The following is a 16,664-nucleotide window of genomic DNA, read 5'->3' on the forward strand; positions in this document are numbered from 1 at the left end:
CGCTATCGTTCACAATACGCTTTTTACGTCAGGAATTGATTATGCAGGCCGAAATCCTTCTTACGCTTAAGCTTCAGCAGCGCCTGTTCGCCGATCCCCGCCGAATAGCCTTACTCAAGCAGATCGATCGGACTGGCTCAATTAGCCAGGGCGCGAAGAACGCCGGTATCAGCTATAAAAGCGCATGGGATGCGATCAACGAAATGAACCAGCTCAGCGAACAGTCGCTGGTCGACCGCGCCACCGGCGGCAAAGGCGGCGGCGGCGCGGTGCTGACCCGCTATGGCCAGCGGTTGATTCAGTTATACGATCTGTTGGCGCAGATTCAACAAAAAGCCTTCGATGTGTTAAGCGACGATGACGCCCTGCCCCTCGACAGTTTGCTGGCGGCGATTTCCCGCTTCTCGTTACAAACCAGCGCCCGCAACCAGTGGTTCGGCACCATCACCGGTCGCGACCACCAGCAGGTACAGCAACATGTCGACGTGCTGCTGGCGGACGGTCAGACCCGTTTTAAAGTCGCCATTACCGCTCAAAGCGCCGACCGCCTCGGGCTTGATGAAGGCCAGGAAGTGCTGGTGTTGCTGAAAGCGCCGTGGGTCGGCATCACGCTTGACCACGCCGTAGCGCAGCAGGCGGACAACCAGCTTACCGGGCGCATCAGCCACATTGAACGCGGGCCGGATCGGTGCGAAGTTATCATGGCGTTGCCGGATGGGCAAAACCTGTGCGCCACGCTGCCAACGGCGCAAACCGACGGTTTGCAGGAAGGCGCGCAGGCGATCGCTTACTTCAATGCCGATCGTATCATTCTGGCGACCTTATGCTAATGGCATTGACTTTATTGCCGTGAAGTCGTATCCCTGAAGCACAACGCTGCAAAAAGTGGGATACACAATGTCATCATTGCAAATTTCGCAAGGTACGTTTCGCCTTAGCGATATAAAAACCTTACATATCGATCGCCTCACGCTGCGCGCTGGCGAAAGCTGGGCTTTCGTCGGCAGCAACGGTAGCGGTAAATCGGCGCTGGCCAGAGCGCTGGCCGGCGAACTGACTCTACTCAACGGGCAGCGCGAAAGCGCATTTCAGCGTATCACTCGCCTCTCTTTTGAACAGCTGCAGAAACTGGTCAGCGACGAGTGGCAACGCAACAACACCGATATGCTGAGCCCCGGCGAAGAAGATACCGGTCGTACCACCGCAGAAATCATCGAAGGTGAAAGACGCGACCCGGAACGCTGTGCCCGGCTGGCGGAGCAGTTTGGCATTAGCCACCTGCTGACGCGGCGCTTTAAATATCTGTCGACGGGCGAAACCCGCAAAACGCTCCTCTGCCAGGCGCTGATGAGCGACCCCGACCTGCTGATCCTCGACGAGCCGTTTGATGGCCTGGATGTCGCTTCGCGCCAACAGTTGGCCGACCTGCTGGCCTGCCTGCATCAGGCTGGTATCACCCTGGTACTGGTACTCAACCGCTTTGACGAAATCCCGGAATTCATTGAATATGCCGGCGTGCTGGCGGATTGCACGCTGAGCGAAACCGGCGAGAAACAGGCGTTATTACAGCAGGCGCTGGTTGCCCAACTGGCGCATAGCGAAAAACTGGCCGGTATGACGCTACCTGAACCGGATGCCCCCGCCGCACGGCATGACTTAGCAGAGAACGCTCCACTTATCGTTCTTAACGACGGCACGGTGTCGTATAACGATAAAGCGATCATCAACCAGCTAAGCTGGACGGTGAACCCCGGCGAACACTGGCAAATTGTCGGCCCTAACGGCGCGGGAAAATCCACATTGCTAAGCCTGATCACCGGTGACCATCCGCAGGGTTACAGCAACGACCTGACGCTCTTTGGCCGCCGTCGCGGCAGCGGCGAGACCATCTGGGATATCAAAAAACATATTGGCTATGTCAGCAGCAGCCTGCATCTGGAATACCGCGTCAGCACAAACGTGCGTAACGTGATCCTTTCCGGCTACTTTGATTCGATAGGCATTTATCAGGCGGTCTCTGATAAGCAGCACAAGCTGGTCCAGCGCTGGCTGGATATTCTCGGCATTGATAAACGCACCGCCGACGCCCCGTTTCATAGTTTGTCGTGGGGACAGCAGCGGCTGGCGCTGATCGTTCGCGCGCTGGTTAAACATCCGACTCTACTGATACTCGACGAACCGTTACAGGGGCTGGATCCGCTGAATCGTCAACTGGTACGTCGTTTTGTTGATGTTTTGATTAGCGAAGGGGCCACGCAGCTGCTGTTTGTATCGCATCACGCCGAAGATGCCCCTGACTGCATCACTCACCGTCTGGAGTTCATTCGCAGTGGAGACGGTTACACTTACCGTCTCGGCGCGCTGGCGGAATAGCGCTATACAGGGGTCTGCGGATCCCTGTATTTTTTCAGAGAAATAACCAAAAACCACAACAACACACTGTTTTATAAATAATTACATAAAATCAGTCTTAATACACCATCAAGTGTAAACGATTCCACTATTTTAGCCTGTGTCACACTTTTGCCTTCTTTGGTATGCTATCTTCTTCTCACACGATAAGCCTATTGGAGCGAATCATGAAAGTACTGGTCACAGGTGGTAGCGGTTACATTGGAAGTCATACTTGCGTACAGCTGCTGCTGCAGGGACATGATGTGATTATTCTCGACAATCTCTGCAACAGTAAACGCAGCGTATTGCCGGTCATTGAACGTCTCGGCGGCAAGAAAGCCACCTTTGTCGAAGGCGATATTCGTAATGAAGCGCTGATGACGGAAATTCTGCACGATCACGCTATTGAAGCGGTGATCCATTTTGCCGGCCTGAAAGCCGTCGGCGAGTCCGTCGCCAAACCGCTGGAATATTACGACAATAACGTCACCGGTACACTTAAATTAGTTTCCGCTATGCGCGCAGCCGGCGTTAAAAACTTTATTTTTAGCTCCTCCGCAACCGTCTACGGCGACCAGCCAAAGATCCCTTATGTTGAAAGCTTCCCGACCGGTACCCCGCAAAGCCCCTACGGTAAAAGCAAACTGATGGTTGAGCAGATCCTCGCCGACCTGCAGAAAGCCCAGCCGGACTGGAGCATCGCGCTGCTGCGCTACTTCAATCCGGTCGGCGCGCATCCATCAGGCGATATGGGCGAAGATCCGCAGGGCATCCCGAACAACCTGATGCCGTATATCGCCCAGGTTGCCGTTGGCCGCCGCGAATCACTGGCAATATTCGGTAACGACTACCCGACCGAAGACGGCACCGGCGTGCGCGACTACATCCACGTGATGGACCTCGCCGACGGCCACGTCGCGGCCATGGAAAAACTGGCGAATAAAGCCGGCGTTCATATCTACAACCTTGGCGCAGGCGTCGGCAGCAGCGTGCTGGACGTGGTCAACGCCTTCAGCAAAGCCTGCGGTAAACCGATTAATTATCACTTCGCGCCGCGCCGCGATGGCGATCTCCCGGCCTATTGGGCTGACGCCGCCAAAGCTGACCGCGAGCTGAACTGGCGCGTGACGCGCAACCTTGACGAAATGGCGCAGGACACCTGGCACTGGCAGTCCCGTCATCCGCAGGGTTATCCGGACTAATAGCCTAAAGGTAAGGCTCTAAGGAAATACCATGACGCAATTTAACCCCGTCGACCATCCGCACCGTCGTTATAACCCGTTAACCGGGCAGTGGATTCTGGTTTCACCGCATCGCGCCAAGCGCCCCTGGCAAGGGGCGCAGGAGACGCCGGCAAAACAAACGTTGCCCGCGCACGATGCGGATTGTTTCTTGTGCCCGGGTAATACCCGCGTCACCGGCGACACTAACCCGAATTACACCGGCACTTACGTGTTTACCAACGACTTCGCGGCATTGATGACCGATACTCCGGACGCCCCGGAGAGCGACGATCCGCTGATGCGCTGTCAAAGCGCGCGCGGCACCAGTCGGGTTATCTGCTTTTCGCCAGACCACAGCAAAACGCTGCCGGAACTGAGCATTGAAGCACTGGAAGGCGTGGTTAAAACGTGGCAAGAGCAGACCGCGGACCTTGGGAAAAGTTATCCCTGGGTCCAGGTCTTCGAAAATAAAGGGGCGGCGATGGGCTGCTCCAACCCACACCCTCACGGCCAGGTTTGGGCCAACAGCTTCCTGCCTAATGAGGCGGAACGTGAAGACCGTCTGCAAAAAAAATATTTCGCTGAGCAGGGTTCGCCGATGCTGGTGGATTATGTGCAACGCGAACTGGCCGACGGCAGCCGTACCGTTGTAGAAACCGAACACTGGCTGGCCGTGGTCCCCTATTGGGCGGCCTGGCCCTTTGAGACGCTGCTGCTGCCAAAAGCGCATATCCAGCGCCTGACCGATTTAACCGCAGCCCAGCGCCACGACCTGGCGCTGGCGCTGAAAAAGCTGACCAGCCGTTACGACAACCTGTTCCAGACCTCCTTCCCCTACTCCATGGGCTGGCACGGCGCGCCGTTTAATAACGAAGATAATCAACACTGGCAGCTGCACGCTCACTTTTACCCGCCGCTGTTGCGCTCCGCCACGGTGCGCAAATTTATGGTCGGTTACGAAATGCTAGCCGAAACCCAGCGCGATCTCACGGCGGAACAAGCCGCCGAAAAGTTACGTGCCGTTAGCGATATCCATTTTCGTGAATCAGGAGTTGAACAATGAGTCTGAAAGAGAACACCCAGGCGCTGTTTGCTGAACAGTTTGGCTACCCTGCTAGTCACGTCATTCAGGCGCCGGGCCGCGTCAACCTGATTGGCGAACATACCGATTACAACGATGGTTTCGTGCTGCCGTGCGCCATTGACTATCAAACCGTTGTCAGCTGCGCGCCGCGTTCTGACCGTATCGTGCGGGTCATTGCCGCCGATTACGATAACCAGCGCGACGAGTTTTCCCTCGATGCGCCCATCGTTAGCCACGACACCCAGCAGTGGTCAAACTACGTCCGCGGCGTGGTCAAACATCTGCAGAAGCGCAATAACCACTTCGGCGGCGCCGATCTGGTCATCAGCGGCAACGTACCGCAGGGCGCGGGGTTAAGCTCCTCGGCGTCGCTGGAAGTCGCCGTCGGCACCGTGTTCCAGCAGCTGTATCATCTGCCGCTCGACGGCGCGCAAATCGCCCTTAACGGCCAGGAAGCGGAAAACCAGTTTGTCGGCTGTAATTGCGGCATTATGGACCAGCTTATTTCGGCGCTGGGTAAAAAAGATCATGCGCTGCTGATTGACTGCCGCACCCTTGGCACCAAACCGGTGTCGATGCCGAAAGGCGTCGCGGTGGTGATTATCAACAGCAACTTTAAACGCACGCTGGTCGGCAGCGAATACAACACCCGCCGCGAACAGTGTGAAACCGGCGCGCGTTTCTTCCAGCAGCCTGCTCTGCGTGACGTTGAACTTGCGCAGTTTAATGCCGTGGCCCACGAGCTGGACCCGATTGTGGCGAAACGCGTGCGCCATGTATTAACCGAAAACGCCCGTACCGTCGAAGCGGCGAGCGCGCTGGCAAACGGCGACCTGCAGCGTATGGGCCAACTGATGGCGGAGTCTCACGCTTCCATGCGCGATGATTTTGAGATCACCGTACCGCAAATTGATACGCTGGTTGAGATTGTCAAAGCGGTTATCGGCGACCAGGGGGGCGTGCGGATGACCGGCGGCGGCTTTGGCGGCTGTATCGTTGCCCTGATGCCGGAAGCACTGGTTGAAAAAGTACAGCAGGCGGTTGCCGCTCAGTATGAAGCGAAAACCGGCATTAAAGAGACTTTTTACGTCTGCAAACCATCCCAGGGAGCCGGCCAATGCTAACGCCAACCCGCGAACTCGCGCCCGACGGACAGCCGTGGAACGTGCTAACGCTGCGTAATAACGCCGGGATGACGGTGACGGTGATGGACTGGGGCGCAACGCTAATCTCCGCGCAAGTGCCCCTTGCCGATGGTAGCCTGCGCGAAGCGTTACTGGGCTGCGCCACGCCGCAGCAATATCGCCAGCAGGCGGCATTTCTGGGCGCGTCCGTCGGCCGCTACGCTAACCGTATCGCCAACAGCCGCTTCACGCTCGATGGCGAGATCGTGAATTTAACCCCGTCGAACGAGGCCGGCCACCAGCTCCACGGTGGGCCGGACGGCTTCGACAAGCGTCGCTGGCAAATTGTCAGCCACGACGACACCCAGGTGCTGTTTGCGCTCGACTCCGCCGATGGCGATCAGGGTTTCCCGGGCCATCTGCAGGCAACCGCGCGCTTTCGCCTGACTGACGATAATCGTATCGCCATTGAGTATCGCGCCACCGTTGATAAGCCCTGCCCGGTCAATATGACTAACCATGTCTATTTTAACCTCGACGGCGCGCAGGGCGACGTGCGCCACCACCGCCTGCAGATCTTCGCCGACCAGTATCTGCCGGTGGAGAGCGATGGTATTCCGTATGGCGATTTGCGCGACGTGGAGTACACCAGCTTTGATTTCCGCGCGCCGAAGGTGCTTGCCGGAGAGTTTCTTGCCGATGCTGACCAGCAAAAAGTGAAAGGTTACGATCACGCCTTTCTGCTGCAGGCCAAAGGCGACGCCCGCCAGCCGGCGGCGCATGTCTGGTCGCAGGATGAAAAGCTACAGCTGACGGTGTATACCTCGGCCCCGGCGCTGCAGTTTTATTCCGGTAACTATCTCGGCGGCACGCCATCGCGCGGCAGTCAACCTTACGGCGACTGGCAAGGGCTGGCGCTGGAGAGCGAGTTCCTGCCGGACTCCCCCAATCATCCGCATTGGCCGCAGCCAGATTGCGTATTACGACCCGGCGCCGAGTACGTTAGCCTGACGGAATATCAGTTGATCGCCAGATAACGCCATAACCCTCCCTGCGGAGGGTTTTTTTTCGCCTTTTTGCTGTAATTTGCACCGCTAAAAGACAAAAAGCTAACCTGTGTTTTACAAGCATCTTACACTGCGTCACTATTTTCGCTATGGTTAGGGATAAGCATTGCCGTGAGGTAAATCACGGCAATATAATGAGAATAGTTATCAATCAATAAACACATACACCACAGTAGTCGGGTTGCGTGTAGGAGGAGTAAGAGAATGGCTGTAACTAAGCTGGTACTAGTCCGTCACGGCGAGAGCCAATGGAACAACGAAAACCGTTTCACCGGTTGGTACGACGTTGACCTGTCTGAAAAAGGCGTTAGCGAAGCGAAAGCGGCGGGTAAACTGCTGAAGGAAGAAGGCTTCAGCTTTGATTTTGCTTATACCTCCGTGCTGAAACGTGCCATCCACACCCTGTGGAACGTGCTGGACGAACTGGATCAGGCCTGGCTGCCGGTTGAGAAATCATGGAAACTGAACGAACGTCATTACGGCGCGCTGCAGGGCCTGAACAAAGCCGAAACCGCTGAGAAGTATGGCGACGAGCAGGTTAAACAGTGGCGTCGCGGCTTTGCCGTCACCCCGCCGGAACTGACCAAAGATGACGAACGTTATCCGGGCCACGATCCGCGTTACGCGAAGCTGACCGATGCGGAACTGCCGACCACCGAGAGCCTGGCGCTGACCATCGACCGCGTCGTACCTTACTGGAACGAAACCATTCTGCCGCGCCTGAAAAGCGGCGAGCGCGTCATTATCGCCGCTCACGGTAACTCCCTGCGTGCGCTGGTGAAATACCTCGACAACATGGGCGAAGACGAAATCCTCGAACTGAACATCCCGACCGGCGTACCGCTGGTGTATGAGTTCGATGAAAACTTCAAGCCGATCAAACACTACTACCTGGGCAATGCTGACGAAATCGCTGCGAAGGCCGCGGCCGTCGCCAACCAGGGTAAAGCGAAGTAATACGCAACTGAATTATTTCGCCAACAAAAAAGCGTGGAATTTTCCACGCTTTTTTATTTTTAGCTATTGCTGACATAACGCGAAGGCAGCCAGCGATGGCAAAACGCTGGTTAGCCGCGGCGCGCTTTAACCGCATCCGCCAGTTGGCGCAGGATAGTCTCGGTATCTTCCCAGCCGATACAGGCGTCAGTCACGCTCTTGCCGTAGGTCAGCGGTTCGCCGCTTTCCAGGCTCTGATTGCCTTCCACCAGGTGGCTTTCAATCATCACCCCCATAATCGCGTTTTCACCACCGGCAATCTGCTGGCACACGTCGGCGCCGACTTCCATCTGCTTTTTAAACTGCTTGCTGGAGTTAGCGTGGCTGAAGTCGATCATGATTTGCGCCGGCAGACCGGCTTTTGCCAGACCCACTTTCACTTCGGCAACGTGCTGAGCGCTATAGTTCGGCTCTTTACCGCCGCGCAGAATGATATGGCAATCGCTGTTGCCGCTGGTGTTCACAATAGCGGAATGGCCCCACTTCGTTACCGATAAGAAACAGTGCGGCGCGCCAGCTGCGTTGATCGCATCGATAGCGACCTTGATGGTGCCATCGGTGCCATTTTTGAAGCCAACCGGGCACGAGAGGCCGGAAGAGAGTTCACGGTGCACCTGGGATTCAGTGGTACGCGCGCCGATTGCGCCCCAGCTCATCAGGTCCGCCACATATTGCGGGGTGATCATGTCAAGGAACTCGCCCGCCGCTGGCAAACCGCTGTCGTTGATTTCCAGCAGCAGCTTACGCGCGATACGCAGCCCGTCGTTAATGCGGAAGCTGTTATCCATGTGCGGATCGTTAATTAGCCCCTTCCAACCGACGGTGGTGCGCGGTTTTTCAAAATAGACGCGCATAACGATTTCCAGCTCGCCTTTGAGCGCTTCACGCAACGTCAGCAGACGGCTGGCATACTCTTTCGCCGCGGCAGGGTCGTGAATAGAGCACGGACCAATTACCACCAGCAGACGATCGTCGTTGCCTTTGAGGATGTTGTGAATCGCTTTGCGAGCATGTGCAACGGTATTAGCAGCATTTTCGGTAGCGGGGAATTTTTCCAGGAGCGCAACGGGAGGTAATAATTCGTTGATCTCTTTAATGCGTAAATCGTCGTTCTGATAATTCATCTTCTTTCCAGGCGTTGCCATACTTATACAATGAAATGCAATCCTTCCAATCTATCTCTTCGGTCAAAAAGTGTAAACGTGATTTTACACTGACGATGGAATAATCCTGGAATTAGGGAAAAATACGCCATAAAGTAGCGAAATCCTGCCAGCCAACTACAATTTTTAACTGCAACATCCAATTAAATGTTTATTTTCAGTATTATATTTTAAATCCTCACGCTAAGACGGAGTGTTAAACCATAGCACCGCAGATCCCTGGCACATCTCTGTTGGCGCGTTTAGCTAACAAATCGACTAAGCAGGAGTATCCGATGAATATGAATAAACTCACAACCCTACTTCTCACCGCCACCTTAAGCTTAGCCAGCGGCGCCGCGCTGGCCGCCGATAGCGGCGCGCAATCGAACAACGGTCAGGCCAATTCCGCCGCTGATGCCGGACAGGTTGCGCCCGATGCCCGTGAAAACGTGGCGCCAAATAATGTCGATAACGACAAAATTAACTCCGGCGGCACCATGCTTCATCCTGATGGTTCGACAATGAATCATGACGGGATGTCGAGCGACGAGGTCCATAAAAACAGCATGTGCAAAGATGGACGCTGTCCGGATACGGATAAAAAAATGGAAAGCGGCAATGGCATGAACAACGATGCCGGCAAAACGGATGGCACCTCGCAGTAATTGAAACGGATGAGATAAGGGATCAAGGTGGCAGTGCTCACCTTGATCCCTTTGTTCGCTGAATTTCGGTAAGATGTCATAGTGTAATAATGATAACTATTAAGGGATGACATCATGGCGCATGCGCATGCACATTCACCGACCCCTGCTGGCGAAAACAGTAACGCCAACCGGCTGCTTTGGGCTTTTATCGTAACCGCCGGTTTTATGATTATTGAGGCCATCGGCGGCGTCATTTCCGGTTCCCTGGCCCTGCTCGCCGATGCCGGACATATGCTCACCGACTCCGCCGCCCTCCTGTTCGCTCTGCTGGCGGTGCGCTTCGCCAGCCGGCCGCCAAATAGCCGCCACACCTTTGGCTGGCTGCGTTTAACCACTCTCGCCGCCTTCGTCAACGCCATCGCCCTGGTGGTCATTACGATTTTCATCTTCTGGGAAGCGGTACAGCGTTTTAACCATCCGCAGCCGGTGGCGGGAAAAACAATGATGGTCATCGCCGTCGCCGGACTGCTGGCCAATATCCTCGCCTTCTGGATCCTGCACCGCGGCAGCGCCGAAAGTAATCTTAACGTCCGCGCGGCGGCACTGCATGTGCTGGGAGATCTATTGGGTTCCGTCGGCGCCATCGTGGCCGCTATCGTCATTCTGATGACCGGCTGGACGCCGATTGACCCGATCCTCTCGGTGCTGGTGTCGTGTTTAGTACTGCGCAGCGCCTGGCGACTGCTGCAGGAGAGTATGAATGAGTTGTTGGAGGGCGCGCCGCGCTCGCTGGATGTCGAAGCATTAGGCCGCGATCTACGCCGCTCAATTCCTGAAGTCCGCGACGTTCACCACGTTCACGTCTGGCTGGTGGGGGAAAAACCGGTGATGACGCTGCACGTACAGGTCGTGCCGCCGCACGATCACGATGCGCTACTTGATAGCATCCAGCATTTTATTGAGCATAAATATGAAATTGAGCATGTGACGGTACAGATGGAGTACCGCCCCTGCAGCGGCCCGGAATGCCACCTGAATCTGGCGCATTCCGGACATGAGCATCATCATCACCATTAACGTGAAAGCGCGTGAGAACCCCGCTCACGCGCGCTGTTAATCCACATCCGGCTGCCATTCAGGGCAATGAACGTCAGCAGCAAATATTCCAGCGACATCGCATACACGCCCTGAAGAGCGAATATCACCACGCTAATGACGTTGATGATCACCCACAGCAGCCAGTTCTCCACGTATTTACGCGTCATCAATACCATCGCGGCAATCGACAGCACCATCATGCAGGAATCCCAGAATGGGAAAGCATCCGGTTCCAGCGTCGGCATCGCCACCTGCAGCCCGAGCATTTGCATCAGGTTGACGGCGATACGGGTCAGGAAGGCAAACACCGGGTTAATAAACACCGTCATCAGGCCGATAGCCACCACGCAGCCCGCCAGCCAGGCCAGCGCTTTTGGCAGCGGCAGCCAGCGAATTTTCAGTTCCGCTTCGTTATCGCTGGTCTGCCTGGACCACGCGTACCAACCGTAAACGTTCGCCGCGAAGAAAAACAGCTGTAGCAGCAGGCTGGCGTACAGTTGGATCTGGAAGAAGATGATCGCAAAAAGCGTTACGTTCACCAGGCCGAAGGCATAGTTGCTAATCTTTTCCAGGCTCGCCAGCCAGATGCACAACAGGCCGGCGATGGTGCCCACCGCCTCAATCCACGACAGATCGTAGCCGCCGGCGCCGATCGGTATATGTACTAAGATATTCTGCGTACTGAAAAAATCCATTTTATCCCCTAAGCGTAACGCGACGCGGTAATGAGTTATTCCCGTAGTGTAGCCGCAAAATCCAGCATACGGTTAAGCGGAATTAATGCCCCGGCACGCAGTTTGGCGTCAACGTGAATTTCGTGTTCAACGCCGCCCTGCTCTAACCCTTCCGCTATCGCTTTCAGGCCGTTCATCGCCATCCATGGACAATGGGCGCAGCTGCGACAGGTTGCGCCCTCACCTGCCGTAGGCGCTTCCAGCAGCTCTTTTTCCGGTACCGCCTGCTGCATTTTATAGAAGATCCCGCGATCGGTTGCCACGATAAGCTGGCGCTGCGGCAGGCTTTTCGCCGCGGCAATTAATTGGCTGGTTGATCCTACCGCATCCGCCATGTCGACAATCGCCTGCGGTGATTCCGGATGCACCAGGATCGCCGCGTCGGGGTAGAGCCCCTTCATGCGCGCCAGCGCCTGGGTTTTGAATTCATCATGGACGATGCAGGCGCCCTGCCAGCACAGCACGTCGGCCCCGGTCTGGCGCTGTACATAGCGGCCAAGGTGGCGGTCCGGCGCCCAAAGTATCTTTTGTCCGAGGCTATCGAGATGCTCAATCAACTCCACCGCGATGCTGGAAGTCACTACCCAGTCGGCGCGCGCTTTTACCGCCGCTGACGTATTGGCATAGACCACCACGGTGCGATCCGGGTGAGCATCGCAAAACGCGTTAAAGTCATCAATGGGACAGCCGAGATCCAGCGAACATTCCGCATTCAGCGTCGGCATCAAAATGGTCTTTTCCGGACTGAGAATTTTGGCCGTTTCGCCCATAAAACGCACTCCGGCAACCAGCAGCGTGGAGGCCGGGTGACGCGCGCCAAAACGCGCCATTTCCAGCGAGTCGGCAATACAGCCACCGGTCTCTTCGGCCAGTTGCTGAATTTCAGGATCGGTGTAGTAATGCGCCACCATCACGGCGTCGCGTTCACGCAGCAGGCGTTTAATTTTCTCGCGATAAAACGCTTTTTCGTCACGGTTCAACGGTTGTGGTTTTGGCGGGAAAGGATAAATCGCCGTTTCAGGATCAAACATTACGCTCATCATGCAATCTCGTTTTACTGGCTTAACTTTGAAACCGTAAATATCGCTCTGTATCGCCTTAATACGGTCACTATGTTTTATATGCTAAACAAGATAGCCGATCGCAAGCGAAATGTCGTGATGAATTTTGTATTCCCCGGGGACGATGCTACGCATCTTCCCGGGCTACCGGTTCGTGCGCTATGGAGTCACGGTAAGCGTAGTGCGAACATGGAGTTGATTGTGGAGAATGACGCATAGCAAAAAGGCGCCTTTAGGGCGCCTTTTTACATTGGTGGGTCGTGCAGGATTCGAACCTGCGACCAATTGATTAAAAGTCAACTGCTCTACCAACTGAGCTAACGACCCCTTGCGGGATTTTACTGCTGTAATCATTCAGGATGGTGGGTCGTGCAGGATGACTCGGCTTTGCCTCGCCCTACGGGCCGTTGCTATCGCAACGTTATCCTTCACGTTCTACCAGAAACCACCGTTAAAGATTGGTGGGTCGTGCAGGATTCGAACCTGCGACCAATTGATTAAAAGTCAACTGCTCTACCAACTGAGCTAACGACCCTAAGGGTGTTACCTGAAAGATTTTGTACTCGGCACCATCATTTTAGATGGTGGGTCGTGCAGGATTCGAACCTGCGACCAATTGATTAAAAGTCAACTGCTCTACCAACTGAGCTAACGACCCGAGTGGTGGGTGATGACGGGATCGAACCGCCGACCCCCTCCTTGTAAGGGAGGTGCTCTCCCAGCTGAGCTAATCACCCGAAACTGCGCTGGATACTACCGATACTGCTTCCACCGACCCCATCATTAAGATGGTGGGTCGTGCAGGATGACTCGCTTCGCTCGCCCTACGGGCCGTTGCTGAAGCAACGTTATCCTTCACGTTTAACATCGAAGTTCGATGCCAAAAATGGTGGGTCGTGCAGGATTCGAACCTGCGACCAATTGATTAAAAGTCAACTGCTCTACCAACTGAGCTAACGACCCGGTGGTGGGTGATGACGGGATCGAACCGCCGACCCCCTCCTTGTAAGGGAGGTGCTCTCCCAGCTGAGCTAATCACCCGATACTACGCTGGATACTACAATTAAAACTAATTAGTGGTGGGTCGTGCAGGATTCGAACCTGCGACCAATTGATTAAAAGTCAACTGCTCTACCAACTGAGCTAACGACCCACTCTGGCGTCGCTTTGGGCTTGTTCGATATCCCTTGGCAACGGCGGCATATATTACTGATTTCAGATTTCAGCGCAACTAAAATTTCGATAAAGATCACTTAACTGCTTGGGTTTCGCGCGACAAGACCAGAAATAACGCGATTTCTGGTCATGCCATAATCAACCCAGGGCGTTAAGACGTTTTTGCGCTTGTTTCGCACCATCGGTGCCAGGGAATTTGCTGACTACCTGCTGGTAAACCGCTTTCGCTTTCGCGGTGTCACCTTTGTCCTGCATGATGACGCCGACTTTAAACATCGCATCCGGCGCTTTCGGGGATTTCGGATAGTTTTTCACCACCGAGGCAAAATAATATGCCGCATCGTCTTTTTTCCCCTTATTGTAGTTCAACTGTCCGAGCCAGTAGTTGGCGTTCGGCTGATAGGTTGAATCCGGGTACTTCTTGACGAAGTTCTGAAACGCCACCATCGCGTCATCCTGGCGGGACGAATCTTTAACCAGCGCAATAGCCGCGTTGTAATCGGTGTTGGCATCCCCGGTCATCGCAGGCGCCCCAGAAGAGGCCGCCGGCGCTGTACTGGCGGTAGCCGAACTCTGATCACCAGAAGACGATGGAGCCTGCGCCTGCGCGCCTGCCGCTGCTGCTCCGCCACCGCTCGTCAGCCCGTCGATCTGTTGCAGAATCTGCTTCTGGCGTTCGACAATCTGATTGAGCTGATACTGATTTTCCTGAATCTGACCGCGCAGGGAATCAATATCGCTTTGGTTATCGGAGAGTTGTTGCTGGAGTTGGGTTAAAAGCTGGCTGTGAGCATTGGAAATACGCTCAAGTTGAGTGACGCGGTCTTCGACCGAGCCTGAGCCGACACTACTGATTGGCGCCTGAGCAAAAGCGGCCCAGGGGGCCGCTATGCCAACCAGTAACGACAGACTCAATAAATGATGTCTGAAGTTACTGCTCATGCAATTCTCTTAGTAAACCAGTACGGCGCGACGGTTTTTGGCATATGCCGCTTCGTCATGACCCAGTACTGCAGGTTTTTCTTTACCGTAAGAAACGATGGAAATCTGGTCAGCAGAAACACCTTTGCCCTGCAGATACATCTTAACGGCGTTAGCACGACGCTCACCCAGAGCGATGTTGTATTCCGGAGTACCGCGCTCATCCGCATGACCTTCTACGGTCACTTTGTAGGACGGGTTGCTACGCAGGAAGTTAGCGTGCGCATCCAGCATTGCAGCGAAGTCAGAACGGATATCGTACTTGTCCAGATCGAAGTAAACGATGTTGTTCTGCTGCAGCTGCTGCATCTGCAGACGAGCTTGCTCTTCGGAAGACATGTTGCCGCCGTTAGCGTTAGCGTCCATACCAGTGCCGGCACCCAGCATGCCTTCACCGCTCTGGTCGTTGCTGGCGTTCTTGTTGGAAGAACACGCCGCGATTGCCATAACCGGCAGAGCGATCATCAGCCCTTTCAGCACTTTGTTCAGTTGCATTTCTTTGATTCCTTTAATAATCAATTATTTATTATCACAGATACGGCGACCAGGCAGGGAATTTTACCTGTCCATCAGTTGCCGGAAGACGCGCTTTGAAACGCCCATCTGTAGAAACCAGATTCAGCACGGATCCCATCCCCTGAGAAGAGCTGTAGATTACCATAGTGCCGTTAGGTGCCAGACTTGGCGTTTCATCTAAAAACGTTGATGACAGAACCTGTACACCACCCGCTTCCAGATCTTGCTTAGCAATGTGTTGCTGACCGTTGGCCGAGCTCACCATTACCATAATTTTACCATCAGCGCTGACGTCAGCATCCTGGTTCTGCGAACCTTCCCAGGTAATACGCTGCGGCGTACCGCCGTTGATGTTGACTTTATACACCTGAGGACGGCCAGCCTGGTCGGAAGTAAACGCCAGATTCTGGCTATCCGGGAACCAGCTCGGTTCGGTGTTATTGCTGCGACCGTTAGTCACCTGACGAATCTGGCCGGAGCCGAGGTCCATCACGTACAGGTTCAGGCTACCGGTTTTCGACAGTGCGAATGCCAGTTTGCTGCCGTCCGGCGAGAAGGCCGGTGCGCCGTTATGCTGCGGGAAGGAAGCAATCTGACGGACTGCGCCATTCGCCAGCGTCTGGACTACCAGCGCGGAGCGGCCGCTTTCGAAGGTCACATAGGCCAGTTTAGAACCGTCCGGAGACCATGCCGGCGACATCAGCGGCTGCGATGAACGGTGAACCAGGAACTGGTTGTAGCCATCGTAGTCAGAGACGCGCAGCTCATACGGGAACTGGCCGCCGTTGGTGCGAACCACATAAGCGATACGGGTACGGAAAGCGCCTTTAATCCCGGTCAGCTTTTCGAATACCGCGTCACTGGCAGTATGTCCGGCATAACGCAGGTACTGCTTGGTCACTTTGAAAGAGCCTTGCGACAGGATGGTACCCGGCGCACCGCCGGTATCCACCAGCTGATAGGCAACCTGGTAAGAACCGTCAGGGTTCGGCGTCACCTGGCCTACGACCACGGCGTCAACGCCCAGCGCAGACCATGCCGCAGGCTGCACTTCCTGAGCGCTACCCGGCTGCTGAGGCAGGCGCGAGCGATCCAGCGGATTAAACTTGCCGCTGTTACGCAGGTCAGCCGCTACCACGCCGCCAATATCTTCAGGCGCAGCGCCCGGGCCAGCCCACTGGAATGGCACCACACCGATGGGGCGCGCCGAGTCCACCCCCTGGGTGATCTCGATGCGTACTTCTGCGTGCAGCACCGCCGCCCACAGCATCAAAAAACCAAATGCTACTCGTAATGCCTGCTTCATCATATCTCCCTTATCCGGGCGGAAAGCCCACGATAATTTAGCAGAATGTTAACAAACCCAAATACACAAAACTACCAAAACCCTGTGACTACCATAGATTGTTTTTCCCCGC

Annotated in this window: 15 protein-coding genes and 7 tRNA genes; 9 read left to right on the forward strand and 13 right to left on the reverse strand. The window is 55.2% G+C overall.

What is annotated here, in order from left to right:
* Positions 1-41 precede the first annotated feature (41 nt).
* From modE to gpmA, 7 genes are all read left to right on the forward strand, one after another.
* Positions 42-830 (forward strand): molybdenum-dependent transcriptional regulator, encoded by a 789-nt coding sequence (gene modE, locus PGR10_RS15430; RefSeq protein WP_087860065.1) that lies wholly within the window; start codon positions 42-44, stop codon positions 828-830.
* A gap of 67 nt (positions 831-897) precedes the next feature.
* Positions 898-2,373, forward strand: a complete 1,476-nt coding sequence (gene modF / locus PGR10_RS15435; RefSeq protein WP_430923739.1) for a molybdate ABC transporter ATP-binding protein ModF — start codon at positions 898-900, stop codon at positions 2,371-2,373.
* A gap of 206 nt (positions 2,374-2,579) precedes the next feature.
* Positions 2,580-3,596 carry a UDP-glucose 4-epimerase GalE gene (gene galE, locus PGR10_RS15440; protein WP_045364697.1) on the forward strand — a complete coding sequence of 339 codons (1,017 nt, stop codon included), beginning with the start codon at positions 2,580-2,582 and terminating at the stop codon, positions 3,594-3,596.
* A 31-nt stretch (positions 3,597-3,627) separates the two neighbouring features.
* Positions 3,628-4,680, forward strand: coding sequence for a galactose-1-phosphate uridylyltransferase (gene galT, locus PGR10_RS15445; RefSeq protein ID WP_047049199.1), 1,053 nt, complete (start codon positions 3,628-3,630; stop codon positions 4,678-4,680).
* Positions 4,677-5,825, forward strand: a complete 1,149-nt coding sequence (gene galK, locus PGR10_RS15450) for a galactokinase (protein WP_213317971.1) — start codon at positions 4,677-4,679, stop codon at positions 5,823-5,825. The genes galT and galK overlap by 4 nt, the downstream gene beginning before the upstream one ends.
* Positions 5,819-6,862, forward strand: a complete 1,044-nt coding sequence (gene galM, locus PGR10_RS15455; protein ID WP_430923740.1) for a galactose-1-epimerase — start codon at positions 5,819-5,821, stop codon at positions 6,860-6,862. Before galK ends, galM begins: the two co-directional genes overlap by 7 nt.
* A 234-nt stretch (positions 6,863-7,096) precedes the next feature.
* Positions 7,097-7,849, forward strand: a complete 753-nt coding sequence (gene gpmA / locus PGR10_RS15460) for a 2,3-diphosphoglycerate-dependent phosphoglycerate mutase (RefSeq protein WP_015367652.1) — start codon at positions 7,097-7,099, stop codon at positions 7,847-7,849.
* Between the two features lie 110 nt (positions 7,850-7,959).
* Here gpmA and aroG read toward each other — a convergent pair whose 3' ends face one another.
* Positions 7,960-9,012: a 3-deoxy-7-phosphoheptulonate synthase AroG gene (gene aroG / locus PGR10_RS15465; RefSeq protein WP_015367653.1), complete on the reverse strand. Its 1,053-nt coding sequence runs from the start codon at positions 9,010-9,012 to the stop codon at positions 7,960-7,962.
* Positions 9,013-9,326: 314 nt separating this feature from the next.
* On the opposite strand from aroG, the gene PGR10_RS15470 reads away from it, so the two are divergent.
* On the forward strand, positions 9,327-9,698 hold the full coding sequence (locus PGR10_RS15470) for a YbgS-like family protein (protein ID WP_430923741.1): 372 nt from the start codon (positions 9,327-9,329) through the stop codon (positions 9,696-9,698).
* A gap of 114 nt (positions 9,699-9,812) precedes the next feature.
* Positions 9,813-10,757 (forward strand): CDF family zinc transporter ZitB, encoded by a 945-nt coding sequence (gene zitB, locus PGR10_RS15475; protein WP_430923742.1) that lies wholly within the window; start codon positions 9,813-9,815, stop codon positions 10,755-10,757.
* On the opposite strand, the gene pnuC is transcribed toward zitB, so the two are convergent.
* From pnuC to tolB, 12 genes are all read right to left on the reverse strand, one after another.
* Entirely contained in the window at positions 10,754-11,473 is a 720-nt protein-coding gene (pnuC, locus tag PGR10_RS15480) for a nicotinamide riboside transporter PnuC (protein ID WP_015367656.1), read from the reverse strand. The genes zitB and pnuC overlap by 4 nt on opposite strands.
* Positions 11,474-11,508: 35 nt before the next feature.
* Positions 11,509-12,552 carry a quinolinate synthase NadA gene (gene nadA, locus PGR10_RS15485; RefSeq protein ID WP_430923859.1) on the reverse strand — a complete coding sequence of 348 codons (1,044 nt, stop codon included), beginning with the start codon at positions 12,550-12,552 and terminating at the stop codon, positions 11,509-11,511.
* A 272-nt stretch (positions 12,553-12,824) separates the two neighbouring features.
* Positions 12,825-12,900: transfer RNA gene (locus PGR10_RS15490), tRNA-Lys, on the reverse strand.
* A 132-nt stretch (positions 12,901-13,032) separates the two neighbouring features.
* Positions 13,033-13,108: transfer RNA gene (locus PGR10_RS15495), tRNA-Lys, on the reverse strand.
* A gap of 47 nt (positions 13,109-13,155) precedes the next feature.
* A tRNA-Lys gene (locus PGR10_RS15500) sits at positions 13,156-13,231 on the reverse strand.
* A gap of 3 nt (positions 13,232-13,234) precedes the next feature.
* A tRNA-Val gene (locus PGR10_RS15505) sits at positions 13,235-13,310 on the reverse strand.
* A 150-nt stretch (positions 13,311-13,460) separates the two neighbouring features.
* Positions 13,461-13,536: transfer RNA gene (locus PGR10_RS15510), tRNA-Lys, on the reverse strand.
* Between the two features lie 2 nt (positions 13,537-13,538).
* Positions 13,539-13,614 (reverse strand) — tRNA-Val (locus PGR10_RS15515).
* 36 nt (positions 13,615-13,650) lie between these two features.
* A tRNA-Lys gene (locus PGR10_RS15520) sits at positions 13,651-13,726 on the reverse strand.
* Positions 13,727-13,887: 161 nt separating this feature from the next.
* Entirely contained in the window at positions 13,888-14,691 is an 804-nt protein-coding gene (cpoB, locus tag PGR10_RS15525; RefSeq protein WP_411325808.1) for a cell division protein CpoB, read from the reverse strand.
* 9 nt (positions 14,692-14,700) lie between these two features.
* On the reverse strand, positions 14,701-15,225 hold the full coding sequence (pal, locus tag PGR10_RS15530; protein WP_004859700.1) for a peptidoglycan-associated lipoprotein Pal: 525 nt from the start codon (positions 15,223-15,225) through the stop codon (positions 14,701-14,703).
* A 34-nt stretch (positions 15,226-15,259) separates the two neighbouring features.
* On the reverse strand, positions 15,260-16,552 hold the full coding sequence (gene tolB / locus PGR10_RS15535) for a Tol-Pal system beta propeller repeat protein TolB (RefSeq protein WP_015367659.1): 1,293 nt from the start codon (positions 16,550-16,552) through the stop codon (positions 15,260-15,262).
* Positions 16,553-16,664: the final 112 nt, after the last annotated feature.

The sequence above is a fragment of the Klebsiella sp. 141198 genome, from assembly GCF_050600785.1.
Taxonomy (GTDB): Bacteria; Pseudomonadota; Gammaproteobacteria; order Enterobacterales; family Enterobacteriaceae; genus Klebsiella; species Klebsiella aerogenes.

Bases quoted from the DNA above. Each gene is read 5' to 3' on its own strand.
- pnuC (WP_015367656.1), bottom strand. From the start codon at position 11,473: ATGGATTTTTTCAGTACGCAGAATATCTTAGTACATATACCGATCGGC.
- galT (WP_047049199.1), top strand. From the start codon at position 3,628: ATGACGCAATTTAACCCCGTCGACCATCCGCACCGTCGTTATAACCCG.
- modE (WP_087860065.1), top strand. From the start codon at position 42: ATGCAGGCCGAAATCCTTCTTACGCTTAAGCTTCAGCAGCGCCTGTTC.
- cpoB (WP_411325808.1), bottom strand. From the start codon at position 14,691: ATGAGCAGTAACTTCAGACATCATTTATTGAGTCTGTCGTTACTGGTT.
- pal (WP_004859700.1), bottom strand. From the start codon at position 15,225: ATGCAACTGAACAAAGTGCTGAAAGGGCTGATGATCGCTCTGCCGGTT.
- galM (WP_430923740.1), top strand. From the start codon at position 5,819: ATGCTAACGCCAACCCGCGAACTCGCGCCCGACGGACAGCCGTGGAAC.
- modF (WP_430923739.1), top strand. From the start codon at position 898: ATGTCATCATTGCAAATTTCGCAAGGTACGTTTCGCCTTAGCGATATA.
- gpmA (WP_015367652.1), top strand. From the start codon at position 7,097: ATGGCTGTAACTAAGCTGGTACTAGTCCGTCACGGCGAGAGCCAATGG.
- galE (WP_045364697.1), top strand. From the start codon at position 2,580: ATGAAAGTACTGGTCACAGGTGGTAGCGGTTACATTGGAAGTCATACT.
- galK (WP_213317971.1), top strand. From the start codon at position 4,677: ATGAGTCTGAAAGAGAACACCCAGGCGCTGTTTGCTGAACAGTTTGGC.
- tolB (WP_015367659.1), bottom strand. From the start codon at position 16,552: ATGAAGCAGGCATTACGAGTAGCATTTGGTTTTTTGATGCTGTGGGCG.
- zitB (WP_430923742.1), top strand. From the start codon at position 9,813: ATGGCGCATGCGCATGCACATTCACCGACCCCTGCTGGCGAAAACAGT.
- aroG (WP_015367653.1), bottom strand. From the start codon at position 9,012: ATGAATTATCAGAACGACGATTTACGCATTAAAGAGATCAACGAATTA.
- PGR10_RS15470 (WP_430923741.1), top strand. From the start codon at position 9,327: ATGAATATGAATAAACTCACAACCCTACTTCTCACCGCCACCTTAAGC.
- nadA (WP_430923859.1), bottom strand. From the start codon at position 12,552: ATGAGCGTAATGTTTGATCCTGAAACGGCGATTTATCCTTTCCCGCCA.